This window comes from Janthinobacterium sp. SUN026 (assembly GCF_030397625.1).
Classification (GTDB): domain Bacteria; phylum Pseudomonadota; class Gammaproteobacteria; order Burkholderiales; family Burkholderiaceae_D; genus Janthinobacterium; species Janthinobacterium kumbetense.
Genome location: NZ_JAPQNU010000001.1, coordinates 183,453 through 201,721, shown reverse-complemented (window position 1 = coordinate 201,721; position 18,269 = coordinate 183,453). Strand labels below are relative to the sequence as shown.

The 18,269-nt window shown below is 63.5% G+C and carries 14 protein-coding genes; 7 read left to right on the top strand and 7 right to left on the bottom strand.

Annotation, left to right across the window (positions count from 1 at the left end):
* Positions 1-8: 8 nt before the first annotated feature.
* From hutH to OX459_RS00965, 4 genes are all read right to left on the bottom strand, one after another.
* Positions 9-1,568, bottom strand: a complete 1,560-nt coding sequence (gene hutH / locus OX459_RS00980) for a histidine ammonia-lyase (RefSeq protein WP_289903370.1) — start codon at positions 1,566-1,568, stop codon at positions 9-11.
* 19 nt (positions 1,569-1,587) lie between these two features.
* Entirely contained in the window at positions 1,588-3,291 is a 1,704-nt protein-coding gene (gene hutU / locus OX459_RS00975; RefSeq protein ID WP_289903369.1) for a urocanate hydratase, read from the bottom strand.
* Positions 3,292-3,397: 106 nt separating this feature from the next.
* Positions 3,398-5,071, bottom strand: coding sequence for an amidohydrolase (locus OX459_RS00970; RefSeq protein WP_289903368.1), 1,674 nt, complete (start codon positions 5,069-5,071; stop codon positions 3,398-3,400).
* Positions 5,072-5,137: 66 nt separating this feature from the next.
* Positions 5,138-5,752: an N-acetyltransferase gene (locus OX459_RS00965; RefSeq protein ID WP_289903367.1), complete on the bottom strand. Its 615-nt coding sequence runs from the start codon at positions 5,750-5,752 to the stop codon at positions 5,138-5,140.
* A gap of 120 nt (positions 5,753-5,872) precedes the next feature.
* Between OX459_RS00965 and OX459_RS00960 the strand changes: the two genes are divergently transcribed.
* Both OX459_RS00960 and OX459_RS00955 read left to right on the top strand, forming a co-directional pair.
* A complete protein-coding gene (locus OX459_RS00960; protein WP_289903366.1) occupies positions 5,873-6,943 on the top strand; it encodes a hypothetical protein in 1,071 nt (356 codons plus the stop codon).
* Between the two features lie 19 nt (positions 6,944-6,962).
* On the top strand, positions 6,963-7,397 hold the full coding sequence (locus tag OX459_RS00955) for a hypothetical protein (protein WP_289903364.1): 435 nt from the start codon (positions 6,963-6,965) through the stop codon (positions 7,395-7,397).
* Positions 7,398-7,404: 7 nt separating this feature from the next.
* Here the strand turns inward: OX459_RS00955 and OX459_RS00950 are convergent, their stop codons facing one another.
* The 3 genes from OX459_RS00950 to ada all read right to left on the bottom strand — a co-directional run bounded on the left by OX459_RS00950 (position 7,405) and on the right by ada (position 10,877).
* Complete coding sequence (locus OX459_RS00950) at positions 7,405-9,060, bottom strand: mechanosensitive ion channel domain-containing protein (RefSeq protein ID WP_289903363.1); 1,656 nt, start codon at positions 9,058-9,060, stop codon at positions 7,405-7,407.
* Positions 9,061-9,135: 75 nt separating this feature from the next.
* Positions 9,136-9,825: a 2OG-Fe(II) oxygenase gene (locus OX459_RS00945; RefSeq protein ID WP_289903362.1), complete on the bottom strand. Its 690-nt coding sequence runs from the start codon at positions 9,823-9,825 to the stop codon at positions 9,136-9,138.
* Positions 9,822-10,877, bottom strand: a complete 1,056-nt coding sequence (gene ada / locus OX459_RS00940) for a bifunctional DNA-binding transcriptional regulator/O6-methylguanine-DNA methyltransferase Ada (protein WP_289903361.1) — start codon at positions 10,875-10,877, stop codon at positions 9,822-9,824. The genes OX459_RS00945 and ada overlap by 4 nt, the downstream gene beginning before the upstream one ends.
* 182 nt (positions 10,878-11,059) lie before the next feature.
* On the opposite strand from ada, the gene hutC reads away from it, so the two are divergent.
* The 5 genes from hutC (at position 11,060) to rho (ending at position 18,010) form a co-directional block, all read left to right on the top strand.
* Entirely contained in the window at positions 11,060-11,779 is a 720-nt protein-coding gene (gene hutC / locus OX459_RS00935; protein WP_099666405.1) for a histidine utilization repressor, read from the top strand.
* Between the two features lie 330 nt (positions 11,780-12,109).
* On the top strand, positions 12,110-15,433 hold the full coding sequence (locus OX459_RS00930) for a PAS domain-containing hybrid sensor histidine kinase/response regulator (RefSeq protein ID WP_289903358.1): 3,324 nt from the start codon (positions 12,110-12,112) through the stop codon (positions 15,431-15,433).
* Positions 15,434-15,503: 70 nt separating this feature from the next.
* On the top strand, positions 15,504-15,962 hold the full coding sequence (locus OX459_RS00925; protein ID WP_251350167.1) for a response regulator: 459 nt from the start codon (positions 15,504-15,506) through the stop codon (positions 15,960-15,962).
* Between the two features lie 302 nt (positions 15,963-16,264).
* Positions 16,265-16,591, top strand: coding sequence for a thioredoxin TrxA (gene trxA / locus OX459_RS00920; RefSeq protein WP_077408631.1), 327 nt, complete (start codon positions 16,265-16,267; stop codon positions 16,589-16,591).
* A 156-nt stretch (positions 16,592-16,747) separates the two neighbouring features.
* Positions 16,748-18,010, top strand: a complete 1,263-nt coding sequence (gene rho, locus OX459_RS00915; RefSeq protein ID WP_034746249.1) for a transcription termination factor Rho — start codon at positions 16,748-16,750, stop codon at positions 18,008-18,010.
* The last annotated feature ends 259 nt before the right edge of the window (positions 18,011-18,269 follow it).

Sequence of the window (18,269 nt, the reverse complement as noted above, 5' to 3'; positions counted from 1 at the left end):
GCTCCAGCTCAAGCGTACAGCGGGGCGAACAAATTCTTGCACGTGCTGCTCAACTCACCCTGCAGCACCATCTGCTTGGCCGCTTCGATGTCGGGCGCGAAGAAGCGGTCAGCGTCGAAGAACGGCACTTTCTGGCGCAACTGGTGATGCACATGTTCGAGGTGCGGCGAGGTTTTCAGCGGACGGTGGAAATCGATGCCCTGCGCGGCGGCCAGCAGCTCGATGCCGACGATGACGGCCGTGTTGTGCGCCATGTCGTCCAGGCGGCGCCCGGCGAACGTGGCCATGCTCACATGGTCTTCCTGGTTGGCGGACGTCGGCAGGCTGTCGACGCTGGCCGGATGCGCGAGCGACTTGTTTTCCGACGCCAGCGCGGCAGCCGTCACGTGGGCGATCATGAAGCCGGAATTGACACCCGGGTCGCGCACGAGGAAAGGCGGCAGGCCGGACAAGGTGGCGTCGATCAGCAGCGCGATGCGGCGCTCGGCCAGCGCGCCGATTTCGGAAATCGCCAGCGCCAAGGTGTCGGCAGCAAAGGCGACAGGCTCCGCATGGAAATTGCCGCCCGAGACGATTTCCGCCTGGCCGTTGGGGCCATCCTGGAAGATCAGCGGGTTGTCCGTGACGGCATTGGCTTCGATCAGCAGGGTGCGGCCGACGTTGCCGATCAAATCGAGGCAGGCGCCCATGACTTGCGGCTGGCAGCGCAGGCTGTACGGGTCTTGCACGCGCTCGTCGCCTTCCAGGTGCGAAGCGCGAATCGCGCTGTGCGCCACCAGCTGGCGGTACATCTGCGCGGCCAGGATCTGCCCCGGCTGTCCGCGCACGGCGTGCACGCGCGCGTCGAACGGCGAGTCGCTGCCCTTGGCCGCGTCGAGCGACAGCGCGCCCGTGACCATGGCCGCTTCCAGCAGGCGCTCGGCCATGAACAGGCCATGCAGCGCCAGCGCGTTCGACACTTGCGTACCGTTGATCAGGGCCAGGCCCTCTTTCGCCGCCAGCACCACGGGCGCGATGCCCGCCTGCGCCAGCGCCTCGGGGGCCGCCATCAATTCGCCATTGACGCGCACGTCGCCCACGCCCAGCATGGCCAGGGTCATGTGCGACAGCGGCGCCAGGTCGCCCGAGGCGCCGACGGAACCCTTGGCGGGAATGGCCGGCATGATGCCCGCGTTGTACAGGGCGATCAGGGTGTCGACGATCAGCGGGCGCACGCCGGAAAAGCCGCGCGCCAGGCTGCCGATCTTCATCAGCACGATCAGGCGCACGACGGCGTCCGACAGCAGTTCGCCCGTGCCGACGGAGTGCGACAGGATCAGGTTGCGCTGCAATTGCTCCAGCTTTTCATCGGGGATGCGCGTCTTGGCGAGCAGGCCGAAGCCCGTGTTGATGCCGTACGCCGCGTCGCCCTTGGCGACGATGGCTTGCACGGCGGCGGCCGACGCCTCGATGACGGGATAGGCCTCGGCGGCGAGGGTCAATTTTGCCGGCGCGGCCCAGACGGCGCGCAGGTCGGCCAGGGTCATCGCGCCTGGTTTCAGGGTCCAACTTTTGGCATGCTGTGTCATAGTCATTCGAATCGAGGTCTCAAGGAATCATGGGAAGAATCAGGCCGTTGCGCTTGGCGCAGGCGGCCGCTGTTTCGTAGCCGGCATCGGCATGGCGCATCACGCCGGAACCGCTGTCGTTGATCAGCACGCGCGCCAGGCGTTTCGCCGCCGCTTCGCTGCCATCGGCCACGATGACCATGCCCGCATGCTGAGAATACCCCATTCCCACGCCGCCGCCATGGTGCAGCGAGACCCAGGTGGCGCCGCCGGCCGTATTGAGCATGGCGTTCAGCAGCGGCCAGTCGGAGACGGCGTCCGTGCCGTCCTTCATGCTTTCCGTTTCGCGGTTCGGGCTGGCGACGGACCCCGTATCGAGGTGGTCACGGCCGATGACGATGGGCGCCTTCAGCTCGCCCGTGCGCACCATCTCGTTGAAGGCCAGGCCGGCGATGTGGCGCTCGCCCAGTCCCAGCCAGCAGATGCGCGCCGGCAGTCCCTGGAAGGCGATGCGCTCGCGCGCCATGTCCAGCCAGTGGTGCACCTGCGCGTGGTGCGGGAACAGCTCCTTGATCTTCGCATCCGTTTTATAGATGTCTTCCGGGTCGCCCGACAAGGCCACCCAGCGGAACGGCCCGCGACCTTCGCAAAATTGCGGGCGGATGTAGGCAGGCACGAAGCCGGGGAAGTCGAAGGCATTTTGCACGCCCTGGTCGAACGCCACCTGGCGGATGTTGTTGCCGTAATCGACGGTGTGCACGCCCATGGCGTGGAAATCGAGCATGGCTTGCACGTGGGCGGCACAGGAATCGGCGGCGGCCACCGTCAAGCGCGCATGGCGCTGCGGGTCTTGTTGCGCCGCCTTCCAGTCCGACACGCTCCAGCCGCGCGGCAGATAGCCATTGACCAGGTCATGCGCGGACGTCTGGTCCGTCACCAGGTCCGGCACCAGGCCGCCCGCCTTGGCGCGGCGCACCAGCTCCGGCAGCACTTCGGCCGCGTTGCCCAGGAGGCCGATGGAAATGGCTTCCTTGCGCTCCGTGTGGTATTTGACCAGTTCCAGGGCTTCATCCAGGCTGGCCGCCTGCTTGTCCAGGTAGCGCGTGCGCAGGCGGAAGTCGATGCTGCTTTGCTGGCATTCGATATTGAGCGAGACGGCGCCCGCCATGGTGGCGGCCAGCGGCTGCGCACCGCCCATGCCGCCCAGGCCCGCCGTCAAAATCCAGCGTCCGCCCCAGTCGCCGCCGAAATGCTGGCGGCCCGCTTCGGCGAAGGTTTCATACGTGCCCTGCACGATGCCCTGCGTGCCGATGTAAATCCAGCTGCCGGCCGTCATCTGGCCGTACATGAACAGGCCCTGGCGATCAAGTTCGTTGAAATGTTCCCAGTTGGCCCATTTCGGCACCAGGTTGGAATTGGCGATCAATACGCGCGGCGCGTCCGCGTGGGTCTGGAACACGCCTACCGGCTTGCCGGACTGGATCAGGAGGGTCTGGTCGTCCTCCAGTTCACGCAGCGAGGCGAGGATCTGGTCGAAACAGGCCCAGTTGCGGGCCGCGCGGCCGATGCCGCCGTAGACGACCAGATGCTGCGGATTTTCCGCCACTTCCGGGTCCAGATTGTTTTGCAACATGCGGTAGGCCGCCTCGGCCTGCCAACTCTTGCAAGCCATGACCGTGCCGCGCGGGGCGCGGATGGTACGGCTGGCATCAAAGCGTGGATCGGTGTCCATTGTGCTGTTCATGCTGTCTCCTCGTAGGGTACGAGCGGACATACGTGGCCCGCTCTGGTACTCCCAGCATAGGTTGTCTATACAACCAAGTCAACAGGTTTTTGCAGGCGTCAAATCCTTATTTTTTCTCGAACACGCGCTTGCCCGCCACCCACGTCTGCAGCACCTGCGTCTTGCCGATGGCCTTTGGTTCCACGCTGAACAGGTCCTGGTCGACGACGATGAAGTCCGCCCATTTGCCCGCTTCCAGGGTGCCGATGGCCTTTTCCTGGTGCGCAGCCCAAGCCGCGTCGAGGGTGAAGCAGCGCAGCGCCTGCGTCACCGTCATGGCTTGCTGCGGATACCAGCCGCCGGCCGGGAAGCCCTCGCTGTTTTGCCGCGTGACGGCCGCGTGGATGCCTTCGAACGGGTTCGGCGACTCGATGGGGAAGTCGGAACCGCAGGCGATGCGCGAACCTTGCGCAAGGAAGGTGCGCCACGCGTACGCGCCCTTGATGCGCTCATGGCCCACGCGCTGCTCCGCCATGTTCTGGTCGGACGTGGCGTGCGTCGGCTGCATCGAGGGGACGATGCCCAGGGTCTTGAAGCGGGGGATATCGCTCAATTGCACCACCTGCGCATGTTCCATGCGGTGGCGCAGGCCCGCGCCGCGATACTGCGCGATCAAGGCTGCATAGCCGTCGAGGATCTGGTGATTGCCCGCGTCGCCGATGGCGTGCACATTCACCTGGTAGCCGGCGCGCATGGCCTTTTCCATCTTCGCGCGCATGGCGCCGTCCGGGTAGAACAGCAGGCCGCGTGTGGTCGGATCGTCGCTGTACGGCGCCAGCAGGGCCGCGCCGCGGCTGCCCAGGGCGCCGTCGGACACCAGTTTGACGGCGCGCAAAGCATACATGTCGCGCGCATAGCTATTCAAGGGGCCGTTTTTCGACAGCGCGTCGAAGTCTTCCGTCGTGTCAAAAATCATGCCATACACGCGCACCGTCAGCTTGCCATGGTCCGCATAGTCGCGGAACAGCCGGTCCTGCATCTGGCCGATGCCCGCATCGTGCACGCTGGTCAGGCCCACTTGCGACAGCTGCGCCAGTGCGCCATCGAGGGCGGCGCGGTTTTCCACGTCGCCCGGCTTGGGCAGCACGGCATCCATCAAGTCCATGGCGCTGTCGACCAGCACGCCGGTGGCATTGCCATCTGCATCGCGTTCGATCTTGCCGCCCGCCGGGTCTTGTGTGGCGCGCGTGATGCCGGCCAGCGCCAGCGCGCGGCTGTTGGCCCAGCCCGCGTGGCCATCGACGCGGCGCAGCCACACGGGCCGCGCGCTTTCCGCCGCATCGAGTTCCGCTGCCGTGGGAAAGCGTCCCAGCTTCCAGATTTCCTGGTTCCAGCCATTGCCGACGACCCAGCTGCGCTCGGGATGCGCTTTGGCGAAGTCGCCCACGGCCTGCACGGCGGCCGGCAGCGAGGCAGAACCGTACAGCATCACGCCGCTGGCGATCGTCCCCAGGCCGAAGACGTGACCGTGCGCGTCGATCAGGCCAGGCAGCACGGTTTTTCCCTGCACGTCGACATGGATGGCGCCCTTGGCCGCCTTGCGTTTCACCTGCGCGGCGCTGCCGACGGCGAGCAGCTTGCCCCCGTCGTCAAAGGCCAGCGCCGTGAAACGCACCACCTTGCCGGCAGCATTGAGGGTGTAGCCGTTGGCATTGTCGATGACGGTATCGGCATGCGCGTGGCCGATGGCCCCCAGGCAGGCGAGCGTGAGCAGGGTGCGGCGCAGTGGCAAGGTCGGCATTTCCATCTCCAGGTCTGTTAGTCGTTAGCAAAAAGACGAGTGTATAGAAATTGGCAAAATGGTCAATCAGGCAGCGCGGGGCGCTCGTACCATCAGCCAGTAGTCGCAGCCCGTGACGACTTCCGCGTAGCGGCCCGCTGCCACGAAGCCAAGACGGCCATAGAACGGCAGGCTGCGCTCGTTGTAAGTCTCCAGGAAGCATGCGGCACGCGCCGCATCGACGGCCGCCAGGCCCGGCGCCAGCACGGACGCGCCCAGCCCCTGCCCTTGCGCGGCCGGAGCGATGCCGGCGATCGACAGGTACCAGGCGTCTTGCAGGCCATGCGGCGCCAGCGCGTGCTCCATGTTCGCGACGATGGCCGTGAAATACGCAAAGCCCCGCTCCCCCAGCAGTGCGCGCAAGGCGGCTTCGCGCTGCGCATACGCGGCCTGGCGCAGGGCCGCCGGCGTATCCGTCGTCCAGATGGCGGCGCCATTGCCCGCGTCATCCGCCAGGTCGACGCGCCCCGCTTGCTCACCCTCGGCCAGCGCCAGCGCGAAGTAGGCTTCCAGCATGGCCAGCCGCGCCGCCTCGTCGTCGCCGCACGCCACCGTGACGGTGCGGTAGAACGGATCGCCGATCAGGGCGGCGGCTAGGCTGCGGGCGGTGCGGGAGGATTCGATGTTGGATGGGCTGGACATGGGGGCTCTTTCTTCTCAATGAAACGCCCGGCATCTTAACGCAAGCGCGCAGGCCTTGCGCCCAGTCAATACTTGCAAGACGCCACAGGTCTACGCTGACGTTTTCAGGTGGAACACCCCATGGCCAGGCACCATGTCATCAGCACCACCGCGTGCGACGTGTTCTTCAAGCTCGTGGCGCACCAGAAGAGCAGCCTGGGCGCGCGCTTCGACAGCATGATCGTCACCTTCAGCGCCGACGGCCAGCCCGTGCTGGGCGCCGCCCTGCGCAACGCGACAAGCGGCTGCGAACTGCACCGCCTGGCCGGCCAGCCCGACGAATGCTGGTGCTGCGGCTACGACGAGCAGCTGGAATTCGTCTCGCAAGCCGACGCACCGCTGGCGCACGCCGACTACCGCCTCACTTTGAGCAATGGCGAAACGTGGACGGGGACGACGGATGCGAAGGGGCGCACAGGGCGTATCGCCAGCAAGCGGGAGGAACAAATCACCCAGGCCGAATTCCTGCCGCACCCGGATAAATCACCATGCTGCGCCGCCGCGCCAAAACCGGCAGCGCCTGCCGTCAAGGTCGTCCAGCTCGATGGCATCAAGACGACCGACAAGGACGTCGGTTCGTCCATCAAACAGGTCAAAGTGAAGGACAAGGTTCGCCCGCTGACCAGGGGCGAGATCGACATGGCGTGGATGCTGTTCCAGGATGCGATCGACTACGGCAAGGTCAAGGTGCATGGCGAACCGTATCTATGGTTTGGCTTGCAGCCGAAGGATGTGGCCATGACGCCGGATGGGGAGATTTATTTTCATGAGTCTGAGTATCGAGAGGATTTTTCCATAGCTCAGCCAATAGACAAAAATTGGTTCATGCATGAAATGGTCCACGTCTGGCAGTATCAATTGGGCTACCCGGTTGCATTGCGTGGGGCTATCCGTTTCGGATTGAGTTACACGTATTTTCTAAAGCGAGGAAAAAAACTATCTGACTTCAACATGGAGGCGCAGGGTAACTTACTAGCAGATTATTTCGGACTAAGGTATTTGAAAACACCAAAAGCTATGAATCAAAAAGAATACCGAAACTCTCTGACTCTCTACGAAGAGGTGATCAATGAATTTCTTAAAAATAGAAAAAGCAAGACCAATCTTCCTGGAAATGACATTGATCATGAGCCTCTGTTTGACATACCGTGATGCGTACCCAGTGTCACGCATGGCTGAAGCCGAAATTAGCGCATTCAAAGGTATGCCTTGCTTCACCATCTCAAAAAGAGAAGAACACCGCAATGGAACGCCGATGCTTGGCGCCCTCATGGTTTACGATATATCAATAAAACCGCCTGTAGAGGTCTGGTCCTTCATTCTCCCTGGAGCGACGACCCTCCCCATGCATGCCAAAACCTGCTATTTGTATGGCCAAGTACCGACAGGAGCCGAATCGACTGCCGCGACGATGCTGAAAACAGACAGGATGTACAGCGTCTTTTTGAATGGAAGACCGGATGACCCCTCTGATTCGACCCGCGGCTATAGAGGGAAATTTTGCCTGATCATTGACACGGCTGGCCGGCAAAAAATCATTGCTATCACCAAAGACATGCAGGAGTGGCGCACTGAAATCTGCCCACCCCATCCATCACGCCCATAATTCGACGTTATTTATCTTCCTCCCCCCGCTGCGCCGGCGCCCTGAACCATTCACCAGGCGGCACCACATGCGACTCTTTCGGATCATCGATGTAGTGCGGCGAGGTGATCTGCACGTCGAATTCGTTGAAGACGTCGATGATGTTCTGGTGCAAGCGGTTCAGCACTTCGGCGCGCTGGCGGGGGACTTCGGCGCTGGCGTAGGCGACGAGGCGGTATTGTACGTAATAATCTTGCAGAGCCAGTTGCATCACGTACGGTTTCGGCGTGGTGGACAGTTCCGTCGTGCGCGACGCGGCCAGTTCCAGCATGGCATGCACTTGCCGCCACGGCGTGGCGTAGCCGATGGTGACGGTGGAGTCGAGCACGAAGCCGCCGCCGGGCTGGGCGCGCGAATAGTTCTTTGTCGTTTGCGACATCACCCAGGCGTTCGGCAAGGCCACCTCTTCCCCCAGTCCCGTGCGCAGGCGCGTCTCGAACATGCCCACGTCGACCACCGTGCCTTCGCTGTCGCCCACGCGCACATATTCGCCCTTGCGCAGGGCGCGCGTGTACATCAGGATCAGGCCGCTGGCGCCCTGCCCCACGATGCTCGACGCGCCGATCGACACCATCAGGCCCACCAGCACGGACAGGCCCTGGAAAGCGGCCGTGTGCGAGCCGGGCAGGTACGGGTAGGCCATGGCCAGCGCGAACAGCCAGATCACCACGCTGGCGATGCGGCGCGTCGGCAGGGCTGTGTCCTTGTCCAGCCAGCCGATTTGCAATTCGCCGCTTTCCACGCGCTTGAACAGCGAGGCGGCCGTGGCGGCGATCAGGCGCGCGATGGCGAAGATCACGCACACCAGCACCAGCCCCGGCAAGGCGCCGATGATGGCGTGGAAGACGTCGGCGGCCACGTCGAACAGATAGCCGCTCAGGCTTTCGCCCCACGAGCGCGTGTAGGGCAAGCGGCCCAGCACGAAGGCGGCCCACAGGTACGTGGCCATCAGGCGCAAGCCCCACAGCACGGCGCTCAGCAGTTGATACGCAAAGGCGATGTAATGCTCGGCATCGAGCACGCGCACGTTCTTCAGGCGCACGTCGCGCAGGCGCGAGGCCAGCAGGATGCCGCTGCGGCGCTTGGCCCAGTGGTACAAACGCGTCAGCCCCATCCACACGAGCCAGAACACGAGGGTGGCGGCCGCGCACACGGCGGCGGCGATGGCCAGGTAACGCCAGCTGCCCTGTTCGCGGTAATCGAGCACGGCCTTGCTCAACTCGATGGCGGCCGTTTTCGCCACGCTTTCCGTCGTGTCGCCGGCCAGCTGGTTGACGTCGCCAGGCACGACGACGAACAGTTGCACGCCGTCGAGCAGCACTTGCGTGCCTTCGGGAATCATGCGCGTGCTCGTCTGCAAGGGGCCATTCTTGGCCAGCACGCCTTCCAGCCGGCGCTGCGCGCCCGTGGCCCGCTCATCGGGCGGATAGCCGGCCAGCGCGGCGCGGAAGACGAACACCTTGCGGTTGGCAAACATCAGCGGCGCCGTCCTGGCCGCCGCGGCCTGCGACGGCGCCACGACGGACGCGGCCTCCGCAACGAACGCGGGCACGCCATCGTCCGCATGGGCTGCGGGCAGCAGGAAAATGGTCAACAGGCACAACAGGCGGAGCAGCGCGGACATGGCAGAAATGAAAGAGTGACAAGAAGCAGCCATCATGCCATGTAATCCTGGAAACTCAAGCGCCGCAGCTGCCGTTCAGCTCGCATCGTGGAAAATGATGCCCAGAGTGTGGCGCAAGCCCGAACGCAGGCGCGACACGCCATGCCGCATGTTCACGCGGTAACTGCCGCGCGTGCCATTCACGGGACGCTGCGCGACGGGAAAGAGCACGGCGTCGCCCTGCGCCAGCGGCACCACTTCGGCGCGCGACTGCATGCGCGGGCGCTGCTCCGTCAGCACGAACTCGCCGCCCGTGAAATCGTCTTGCGGGCGCGACAACAATACGGCCAGTTGCAGCGGAAACACGTGCTCGCCATACAAGTCCTGGTGCAGGCAGTTGTAATCGCCTTCGCGGTAGCGCAGCAACAACGGTGTGGGCCGGGTTTGCCCCGCCGCATGGCAGCGCGCGAGGAAATCGGCGTGCGCCACGGGAAAGCGGCTATCGAGGCCCATGCTGGCGTGCCAGCGGTTGGCGATGGCTGCCAGCGGCGGATACAGCTCCGTGCGCAAGGCGGCTACCGTGTCCGGCAGCGGATGCGCCCAATACTGGTACTCGCCTTGCCCAAAACCATGGCGCTGCATCACCACCTTGCTGCGAAAGCGCGACGCATCGTCGTACTGCGCCGCCAGCGCCGCGCATTGCGCGGGATTCAGCAAGCCCGGCACGACGGCACAGCCGTATTGATTCAGATCATCCTCGATCTGGCGCCAGTCCAGCGCCCTCACCGTTCGCCCTCACGCTCGAGCAGCGCCTGTTTGCGCTCCACGCCCCAGCGGTAGCCGGACAGCGCGCCATCGTTGCGCACCACGCGGTGGCAGGGAATGGCGATGGCCAGCGCATTGGCGGCGCAGGCGCCCGCCACGGCGCGCGCGCCTTGCGGGGAGCCGATGCGCCGCGCCAGCTCGGCATAGCTGACCGTGCTGCCGGCAGGAATCTCGCGCAAGGCTTGCCACACGCGCTGCTGGAACACGGTGCCGCGCACGTCGAGCGGCAAGTCCAGGCCCAGGCCCGGCGCCTCGACCAGGCCCACCACCTGCGCCACCGTCTGTTCATAGTCGGCTTCCGCGCCGCGCAGCTCGGCTTGCGGAAAGCGATCCTGCAAGTCGCGCAGCAGCACTTCCGGGTCGTCATCGATCAAAATCGCGCAAATGCCCTTGTCCGTGCTGGCCACGAGGATGGCGCCCAGCGAGCAGGCGCCGATGGCAAAGCGGATCACGGCGCCGCTGCCGCCGGCGCGAAACGCGCCCGGCGTCATGCCCAGCAAGCCCGGGGTGGCGGCATACAGGCGGCCGCTGGAATTGAAACCGGCCGCGTACAAGGTCTCGGTGACGTTGCCCGCCCCCTGCAAGCCGGCCTTCAGGCGCTCGCCGCGCCGCGCCGCCGCATACGCTTTCGGCGTGATGCCCGTGTGCGCCTTGAAGACGCGGTGAAAGTAAAAACGGCTCAGACCGGCGGCCTGTGCCAGGCTGTCCAGGTCGGGCAGCTCGTCGCTGGCGTCGATCAAACGGCAGATATCGGCCACGATGGCCGCCTGGCGCTGGGCCAGCGGCGGCAGGTTGGGCTTGCAGCGCAGGCAGGGACGAAAACCGGCCGCCTCCGCCTGCTCGCAACTGGCGTGGAAAGCCACGTTGCGGCGCAAGGCGGGGCGCGCCGCGCAAGATGGCCGGCAATACACACCCGTCGTGCGCACCGAATAGTAAAAGACGCCGTCGGCGTCGGGCGCGCGCCGCTGCAGGGCATCCCAGCGTTCATCGTCAGTCAGGTAAGCGTGTTCCATGGCGAACTCCGTGCAAGTCAATAGTCAGTCTCCAGCATAGCCAGCGCCAGGGCGCGCCACACTCCGGCGCTTGCTTTTGAATTCAAAAAAAAGGCTGGCGGCAGGCATCGCGCTCGGTGCTAAAATCGGCCATCGCGCCTCCAGCCGGCGGCGCGCCCTGCCCGTGCCCCGGAGAAACCGCATTGGACGACCACAATACACAAGAAAATACGCCCATTTTCCAGCGCATCAAGGATTTTCTGCTGGCCGGCATCGCCGCCGGACGCTGGAAGGAAGGCGACGTGATTCCCTCCGAACAAGCCTTGGTCAAACAATTCGGCGTCTCGCGCATGACGGTCAACCGCGCAGTGCGCGAACTGACCAGCGAGCAGGTGCTGACGCGGCGTCAGGGTTCCGGCACCTATGTGGCACAGCAAAAATATCAGGCGACCTTGTTGGAAATCAAGAGTATCGCCGATGAAGTCCGCGCGCGCGGACATATCCACCGCAGCAGCTTGCAATTGCTGGAACGCACCAGGGCCTCCGACTTGCTGGCCAAGCAATTCGGCCTGCCGCCGGAACACCCGCTGTTTCATTCGCTGATCGTTCATTTTGAAAATGGCGTGCCGATCCAGGTGGAAGACCGCTGGGTCAATCCAGAGTGCGCGCCCGACTACATGACGCAGGATTTTTCCAGCATCACACCAAACGAATACCTGATGGCTGCCGCGCCCCTGCAAGGCGCCACCTACAGCATCGAAGCGCTGTCGGCGCCGCGCGACATCGCCGAAATGCTGGCCATCGACACCAAACAGCCGTGCCTGGTGCTGCGCCGCCAGACGCGTTCGGGCGGCAAGATCGCCTCGATCGCCACCATGTGGCATCCGGGACACCGCTATCAATTCGCCGGCAGCTTTAGCTGAGGCTATCGCCTCGATTCAGTAGCACGAATTCGCGCCAACTTTCTCACGAATTCTCACCAAATCGCGAAAAAAACGGCCATTTCGGGGCAAAAAAAACCCCGTTTTGGCCGTTTCTGAACTTAAATACTCCGAGTAAATATTCGATGCTATAGTTGCCGCCAGAAAGCGCCGCAGGCGTTTATTTGAGCGCGCCTCATGTACTGCCAGCCTAGTCCAATCACGCCCCAGAAAGGGATGCATTTGTCGTATTGCAGCCACACGAGTTTCGGCGCACCACGCCCACGGCGCCCTGCGCTGCGCCGGCTCGCTCGTACGATGCTGGCGGCAGGCATGACACTTTCGCTGCCGGCGCAAGCGGCGGCAGCCGTCATGGCGCCGGCATTGCTGTGGCCGTATGCGGCTGCCAGCGCCACCGCCCTGGCGGGACTGGCTTGCTGGCAAGCCTGGCGCCTGCGCCAGCAGTTGCACCGCCAGCCCCAACCGGCGCAAGCCCAGGCCGAACAGGATGCCGTGCAAGCCTTGCGCGGCGCCACCATGGCCGGCTGGACCTGGCGGCCCCAGTCCGACCGGCTGCAGTTCGCGCCCCAGTACCAGGATGTCCTGGGCGACAAGAATGCCAAACTCGAGCATGCGCTGGCCGACTGGCTGGCCGAAGTCCACCGGGACGACCGCGCCCGCCTGAGCCTTGCCTTCCGCCAGCACCTGGATGGCCAGGCGCCCGGCACCTTCAATTGCGAATTCCGTTTGCGCCACAGCGACGGCCACTGGCGCTGGCTGCTGGCGCGCGGCGCCGTCCTGTCGCGCGCCTCGAACGGCGGCGCCACGCAGGCCAGCGGCATCGTCTGCGATATCAGCGAGCGCAAGCAGGATGAGCAATCGCGCATGCGCTCGATGCTGGAAGCGGCGCCCGAAGCCATGCTGGTGGCCGACGTCGAAGGCAAGGTGCATTACGCCAACCAGATCGGCGCGCGCTGCTTCGGCTATCCGCTGGCCGAATTGACGGGCATGTCGCTGGAGCAATTGGTGCCGGAAAGCACGGCCAGCCACTCCGCGGGCGACCCGCAAGGGCGGCACAGCCTGCCGGGCCGGGTGATGATGGCGCGCCGCCGCGACGGCACGCACTTCCCCGCCAAGGTCAGCCTGTCGCCGCTGCGCATGGCCGGCCAGGTATTTTCCATCGTCTCGCTGCGCGACATGACGCAACGGCAACGCGCCGAGGAAGCGCTGCACGCCAGTTCGGAACGCTACCGCCTGATCGTGCAGACGGCCGCCGAAGGCATCTGGATGACGGATGCGAACGGCAAGACCACGTTCGTCAACCCGAAGATGGCGCACATGCTGGGCTACACGGTGCAGGAAATGCTGGGCCGTCCCCTGCTCGACTTCATGGACCGCGACAGCCAGTTGCTGATGCAGCGCCGCCTGGCCAGCCACGGCAGTCAGGCCAGCCAGCCGGACCAGGTCGATTTCCGCTTCTTCCGCAAGGACCAGTCCAGCCTGTGGGGCTTGCTGTCGAGCACCAGCATCCAGTCGGACAACGGTGAGCCGGGCGGCACCCTGGCGATGATCACCGACATCACCGAGCGGCGCCAGGCATCGATCGCCCTGTCGAACTCGAGCCAGCGCATGGCGTCCGTGTTCGGCGCCGTGACGAATGGCCTGGTGGTGCAGGACAGCCACGGCCACATATTGGAAAGCAATGCCGCCGCCGAACGCATGCTGGCGGCCAGTCCGGCCGGCAACAGCCTGTGGCAAGCCATCCGCGAAGACGGCTCCGCCTTCGACCAGCGCAGCCATCCCGTGCACATCACCCTGTCGACGGGCGAAGCCATGCGCGACGTGCTGATGGGCGTGCAGCAACCCGACGGCAGCCTGTCGTGGCTGTCCGTGAATACGGAAGCGATCCGCGATGAATACGGCAAGGTGGGCATGGTGGTGGCCAGCCTGACGGACATCACGTATCACAAGCGCAGCGAGAGCGCCTTGCGCGAGCTCAATGAACATCTGGAAGAGCGCGTGGCACAGCGTACGGAACAGCTGGACCAGGCCAAGCAGGTGGCCGAAGAAGCGAGCCTGGCGAAGGGACAATTCCTGGCCAACATGAGCCATGAAATCCGCACGCCGATGAATGGCGTGATCGGCATGGCCTACCTGGCCCTCAAAACGGACCTGGAACCGCGCCAGCGCGACTACCTGGAAAAAATCCGCTTTGCGGGCGAGCACTTGCTCGGCATCATCGACGATATCCTCGACATCTCGAAAATCGAAGCGGGCAAGCTGGAAATCGAGCATGTCAACTTCAGTTTCGACCATGTCGTGCAAACCCTGATGACGGTGGTGGCGCCACGCGCCGCCGGCAAGAACCTGGAACTGCTGTTCGAAATCGACCCGCAATTGCCCGCCGTGCTCGTGGGCGACCCGCTGCGCCTGGGGCAAGTGCTGATCAACTACGCCAATAACGCCATCAAGTTCAGCGAACAGGGCAGTATTACCGTGAAAGTGCGCAGGGTGGTGGCGGACGCGAAACACTGCCTCGTGCGCTTTGAAGTGTGCGACCACGGCATCGGCCTGTCGCAGGATGAAATGAGCAAGCTCTTCCAATCCTTCCAGCAAGCCGACACCTCCACCACGCGCGAATATGGCGGCACGGGCCTGGGCCTGGCCATCTGCAAGCAGCTGGCGCAGCTGATGGGCGGCGACGTGGGCGTCGACAGCCGTCCCGGCGCCGGCAGCACCTTCTGGTTCACGGCCAACCTGGGCATTTCTGACCAGGCCGCGCCCGCCATGCTCGACAGCATGGTGCAGACGGCGGCCGCCATGCGCGCCAGCGCCGACGCGGCCCTGGTGATGCGCACGCTCAAGCATGCGCGCATCCTGCTGGTGGAAGACAATACGTTCAACCAGCAAGTGGCGCTGGAATTGCTGGAGGAAGCGGGCGCCTCCGTCTGCCTGGCCAACAATGGCGAGGAAGCGCTCGACCTGCTGCGCCAGACCCAGTTCGACTGCGTGCTGATGGACGTGCAGATGCCGCTGATGGATGGCTTGCAGGCGACGCGCCACATCCGCGCCGACCCGCAGCTGGCGCACCTGCGCGTGCTGGCCATGACGGCCACGGCCACCAGCGAAGACCGCGTGCGCTGCCTGGAGGCGGGCATGGACGATTTCATTTCCAAGCCCATCCAGCCAGCCATGATGTACCAGACCATCGCCAGCTGGCTGCCGGCGCACGAAACGCCGCCGCCACCGGCGCGCAGCCGCGCCGCGCCCGCCTTCAAGACCACCCTGGCAGGCGACCCGCAAGTGATCGACCTGTCCATCCTGGCCAAGTTGCTGGGCTACAACCCGGAAAAGGTGCGCAAGTTCGCCTTCAAGTTCCTGCAGACCACGCAGGATGGCTTCGGCGACATCGATGCGGCCCTGGCGCGCGGCGACGTGCACCAGGTGCGCGAACTGGGTCACCGCATCAAGTCGTCGGCGCGCACCGTGGGCGCGCTGGGGCTGGCCGAGCTGTGCCACAACCTGGAAACCCTGGCGCCGGGCGAACCGGCCGACGAGGCGGAGCGGGCACGGCGCATCGTCACGCGCCTGTGGCCCCTGCTGGAACAGATTACCGAACAAATCATGAATAACACCAGCTTTGCCAATGACGATTAGCTACCGCCAAATTGGATTGCGGCAAGGTATCGGCATCGACAACGATGCATATCAACAGAAAGACATGACGATGAACACTGTATCAAACCAAGCAAGCCGGGAACACAACGAAGCAGGCCTGGCGCCATTGCGCGTGCTGCTGCTGGACGACGACGTTTTCATGCTCGACGTGCTCAGCGACATGCTCGAGCAAATGGGCCAGTTCGATATCCGCTGCGAGTCGCACAGCGAACAGGCGCTGTCGACCCTGAAGCAGCACCAGCCCGACCTGCTGATCTGCGACCTGTCGATGCCCGACATCGACGGCATCGAATTTTTGCGCATGGCGGCGGAAAACGGCTTCCGCGGCGGCGTGGTCCTGCTGTCGGGCCTGCATTCGGCCGTGCGCCTGGCGGCCGAGCGCCTGGCCATGGCCAACGGCCTGCATATCCTGGGCACTTTCCGCAAGCCGATGGAAAGCGCGGAATTGCAGCTCATGGTGAACTTGCAACTGCAGCACTCGGCGCGTCTGGCCAGCGTCCAAGCCTGAGCGCGCAGGCCGGCAGGGAGGGCGGATACGGCGCTGCAGGCCAGCAGGCATGCGGCTTTGCCGCCCTGCCGGCACGCATGGGGACGATATGCCTCAAGTTTTTCTGCAATAATCGCCACGCTTTGAAAAAATGGGTTATTATTTCAGCCATCCCCGCCTGCATACCTCTGGTCGCACCTTCCAAGACATTGAAGTCGTGCCCATTGTCCCCATCTTCTAACTGCATTCCAGGAAGCATGGATGGCGAACCAGCGTATGGTTAATTCCAGGCATTATTGATCCCACCCTCATTTGAGGAAAATATGAGCGAAAATATCAAACACATTAGCGATGCATCTTTTGAAGCAGACGTCCTGAAATCCGATTTGCCAGTCCTGGTCGACTTCTGGGCAGAATGGTGCGGTCCCTGCAAGGCCATCGCCCCGATCCTGGAAGAAGTGGCCAAGGAATACGCCGGCCGCATCCAGATCGCCAAGATGGACGTGGACGCGAACCAGGCAGTGCCTGCCAAGTTCGGCATCCGCGGCATCCCGACCCTGATCCTGTTCAAGGATGGTGTTGCAGCTGCTCAAAAAGTGGGCGCCATGGCCAAGGGCCAGTTGACCGCTTTCGTCGACAGCAACATTTAATGTATGATGGGCAGCGCTGCGCCCGCAGCGCCGCCTGACTGGAACGACCGGGAAGCGGCTTTGCCCTCATTCGTGCACAGCCTTCCCCAATAATTAATCAACGCCACGCAGTCCCCTCCCCTACCTTTACATCCCGTCTCGGGACACTCAACACATATGCATTTATCCGAACTAAAGGCCCTACACGTATCCGCCCTGCTTGAGATGGCGATCGGTCTTGACATTGACAACGCAGCCCGCTTGCGCAAACAGGAGCTGATGTTCGCTATCCTGAAAAAACGCGCCAAGTCCGGCGAACAGATTTTTGGCGATGGCGCCCTGGAAGTGCTGCCTGACGGCTTCGGCTTCCTGCGCTCGCCCGACGCCAGCTACATGGCGTCCACCGACGACATTTACATCTCCCCTTCGCAAATCCGCCGCTTCAACCTGCACACCGGCGATTCGATCGAAGGCGAGGTACGGACCCCGAAAGATGGCGAACGCTATTTCGCATTGGTCAAAGTCGACAAGGTCAACGGCGAATCGCCGGAGATGTCGAAACACCGCATCCTGTTTGAAAACCTGACGCCGCTGCACCCGAACGAGCCGCTGCGCCTGGAACGTGAAATGAATGGCCAGGAAAACATCACCGGCCGCATCATCGACCTGATCGCCCCGATCGGCAAAGGCCAGCGCGGTTTGCTGGTGGCGTCGCCGAAATCCGGTAAATCCGTGATCCTGCAGCACATCGCCCATGCGATCACGGCAAATCACCCGGATATCACCCTGATCGTGCTGCTGATCGACGAACGTCCGGAAGAAGTTACCGAAATGCAACGTTCGGTACGCGGCGAAGTCGTCGCCTCGACCTTCGACGAGCCGGCCACGCGCCACGTGCAAGTGGCCGAGATGGTGCTGGAAAAAGCCAAGCGCCTGGTCGAAATGAAAAAGGACGTGGTCATCCTGCTGGACTCGATCACCCGCCTGGCACGCGCCTACAACACCGTGATCCCTGCCTCGGGCAAGGTCCTGACCGGTGGTGTCGACGCGAATGCGCTGCAACGTCCAAAACGCTTCTTCGGCGCCGCGCGCAATATCGAAGAAGGCGGCTCGCTGACCATCATCGCCACGGCGCTGATCGAAACGGGTTCGCGCATGGATGACGTGATCTTTGAAGAATTCAAGGGTACCGGCAACATGGAAGTGCATCTGGAACGCCGTTTGGCTGAAAAACGTGTCTATCCGGCAATTAACCTGAACAAATCGGGTACCCGCCGCGAAGAATTGCTGATCAAGCCGAACGAATTGCAAAAAATCTGGATTTTGCGCAAGTTGCTGTATTCGATGGACGAGATCGAGGCGATGGAGTTCATTCTGGACAAAATGAAGGCGACGAAAAATAACGCCGAGTTCTTCGACATGATGCGCCGAGGGGGGTAAACCTACTGCGCGTCCCGCTCTACGGCCTGTGTTGCTCGCTGTACCTTCGTACAGCTGCGCTACTCGGCCGTATATCGGGCCTGCTCGCTACGGTTTCCCTCCCCTCGGTGGCGTCATATCAATGCGCTACCGGCCCAAGCCGCTCATCGAGCGGCTTTTTTATTGCCGTCCGCCGGAAAGCGCTATATAATCGACGGTTGCATTATTTTAAACCCTGGCAAGTGATCGGCAATCGGGTCAAGAAGCAGGACGACCGACG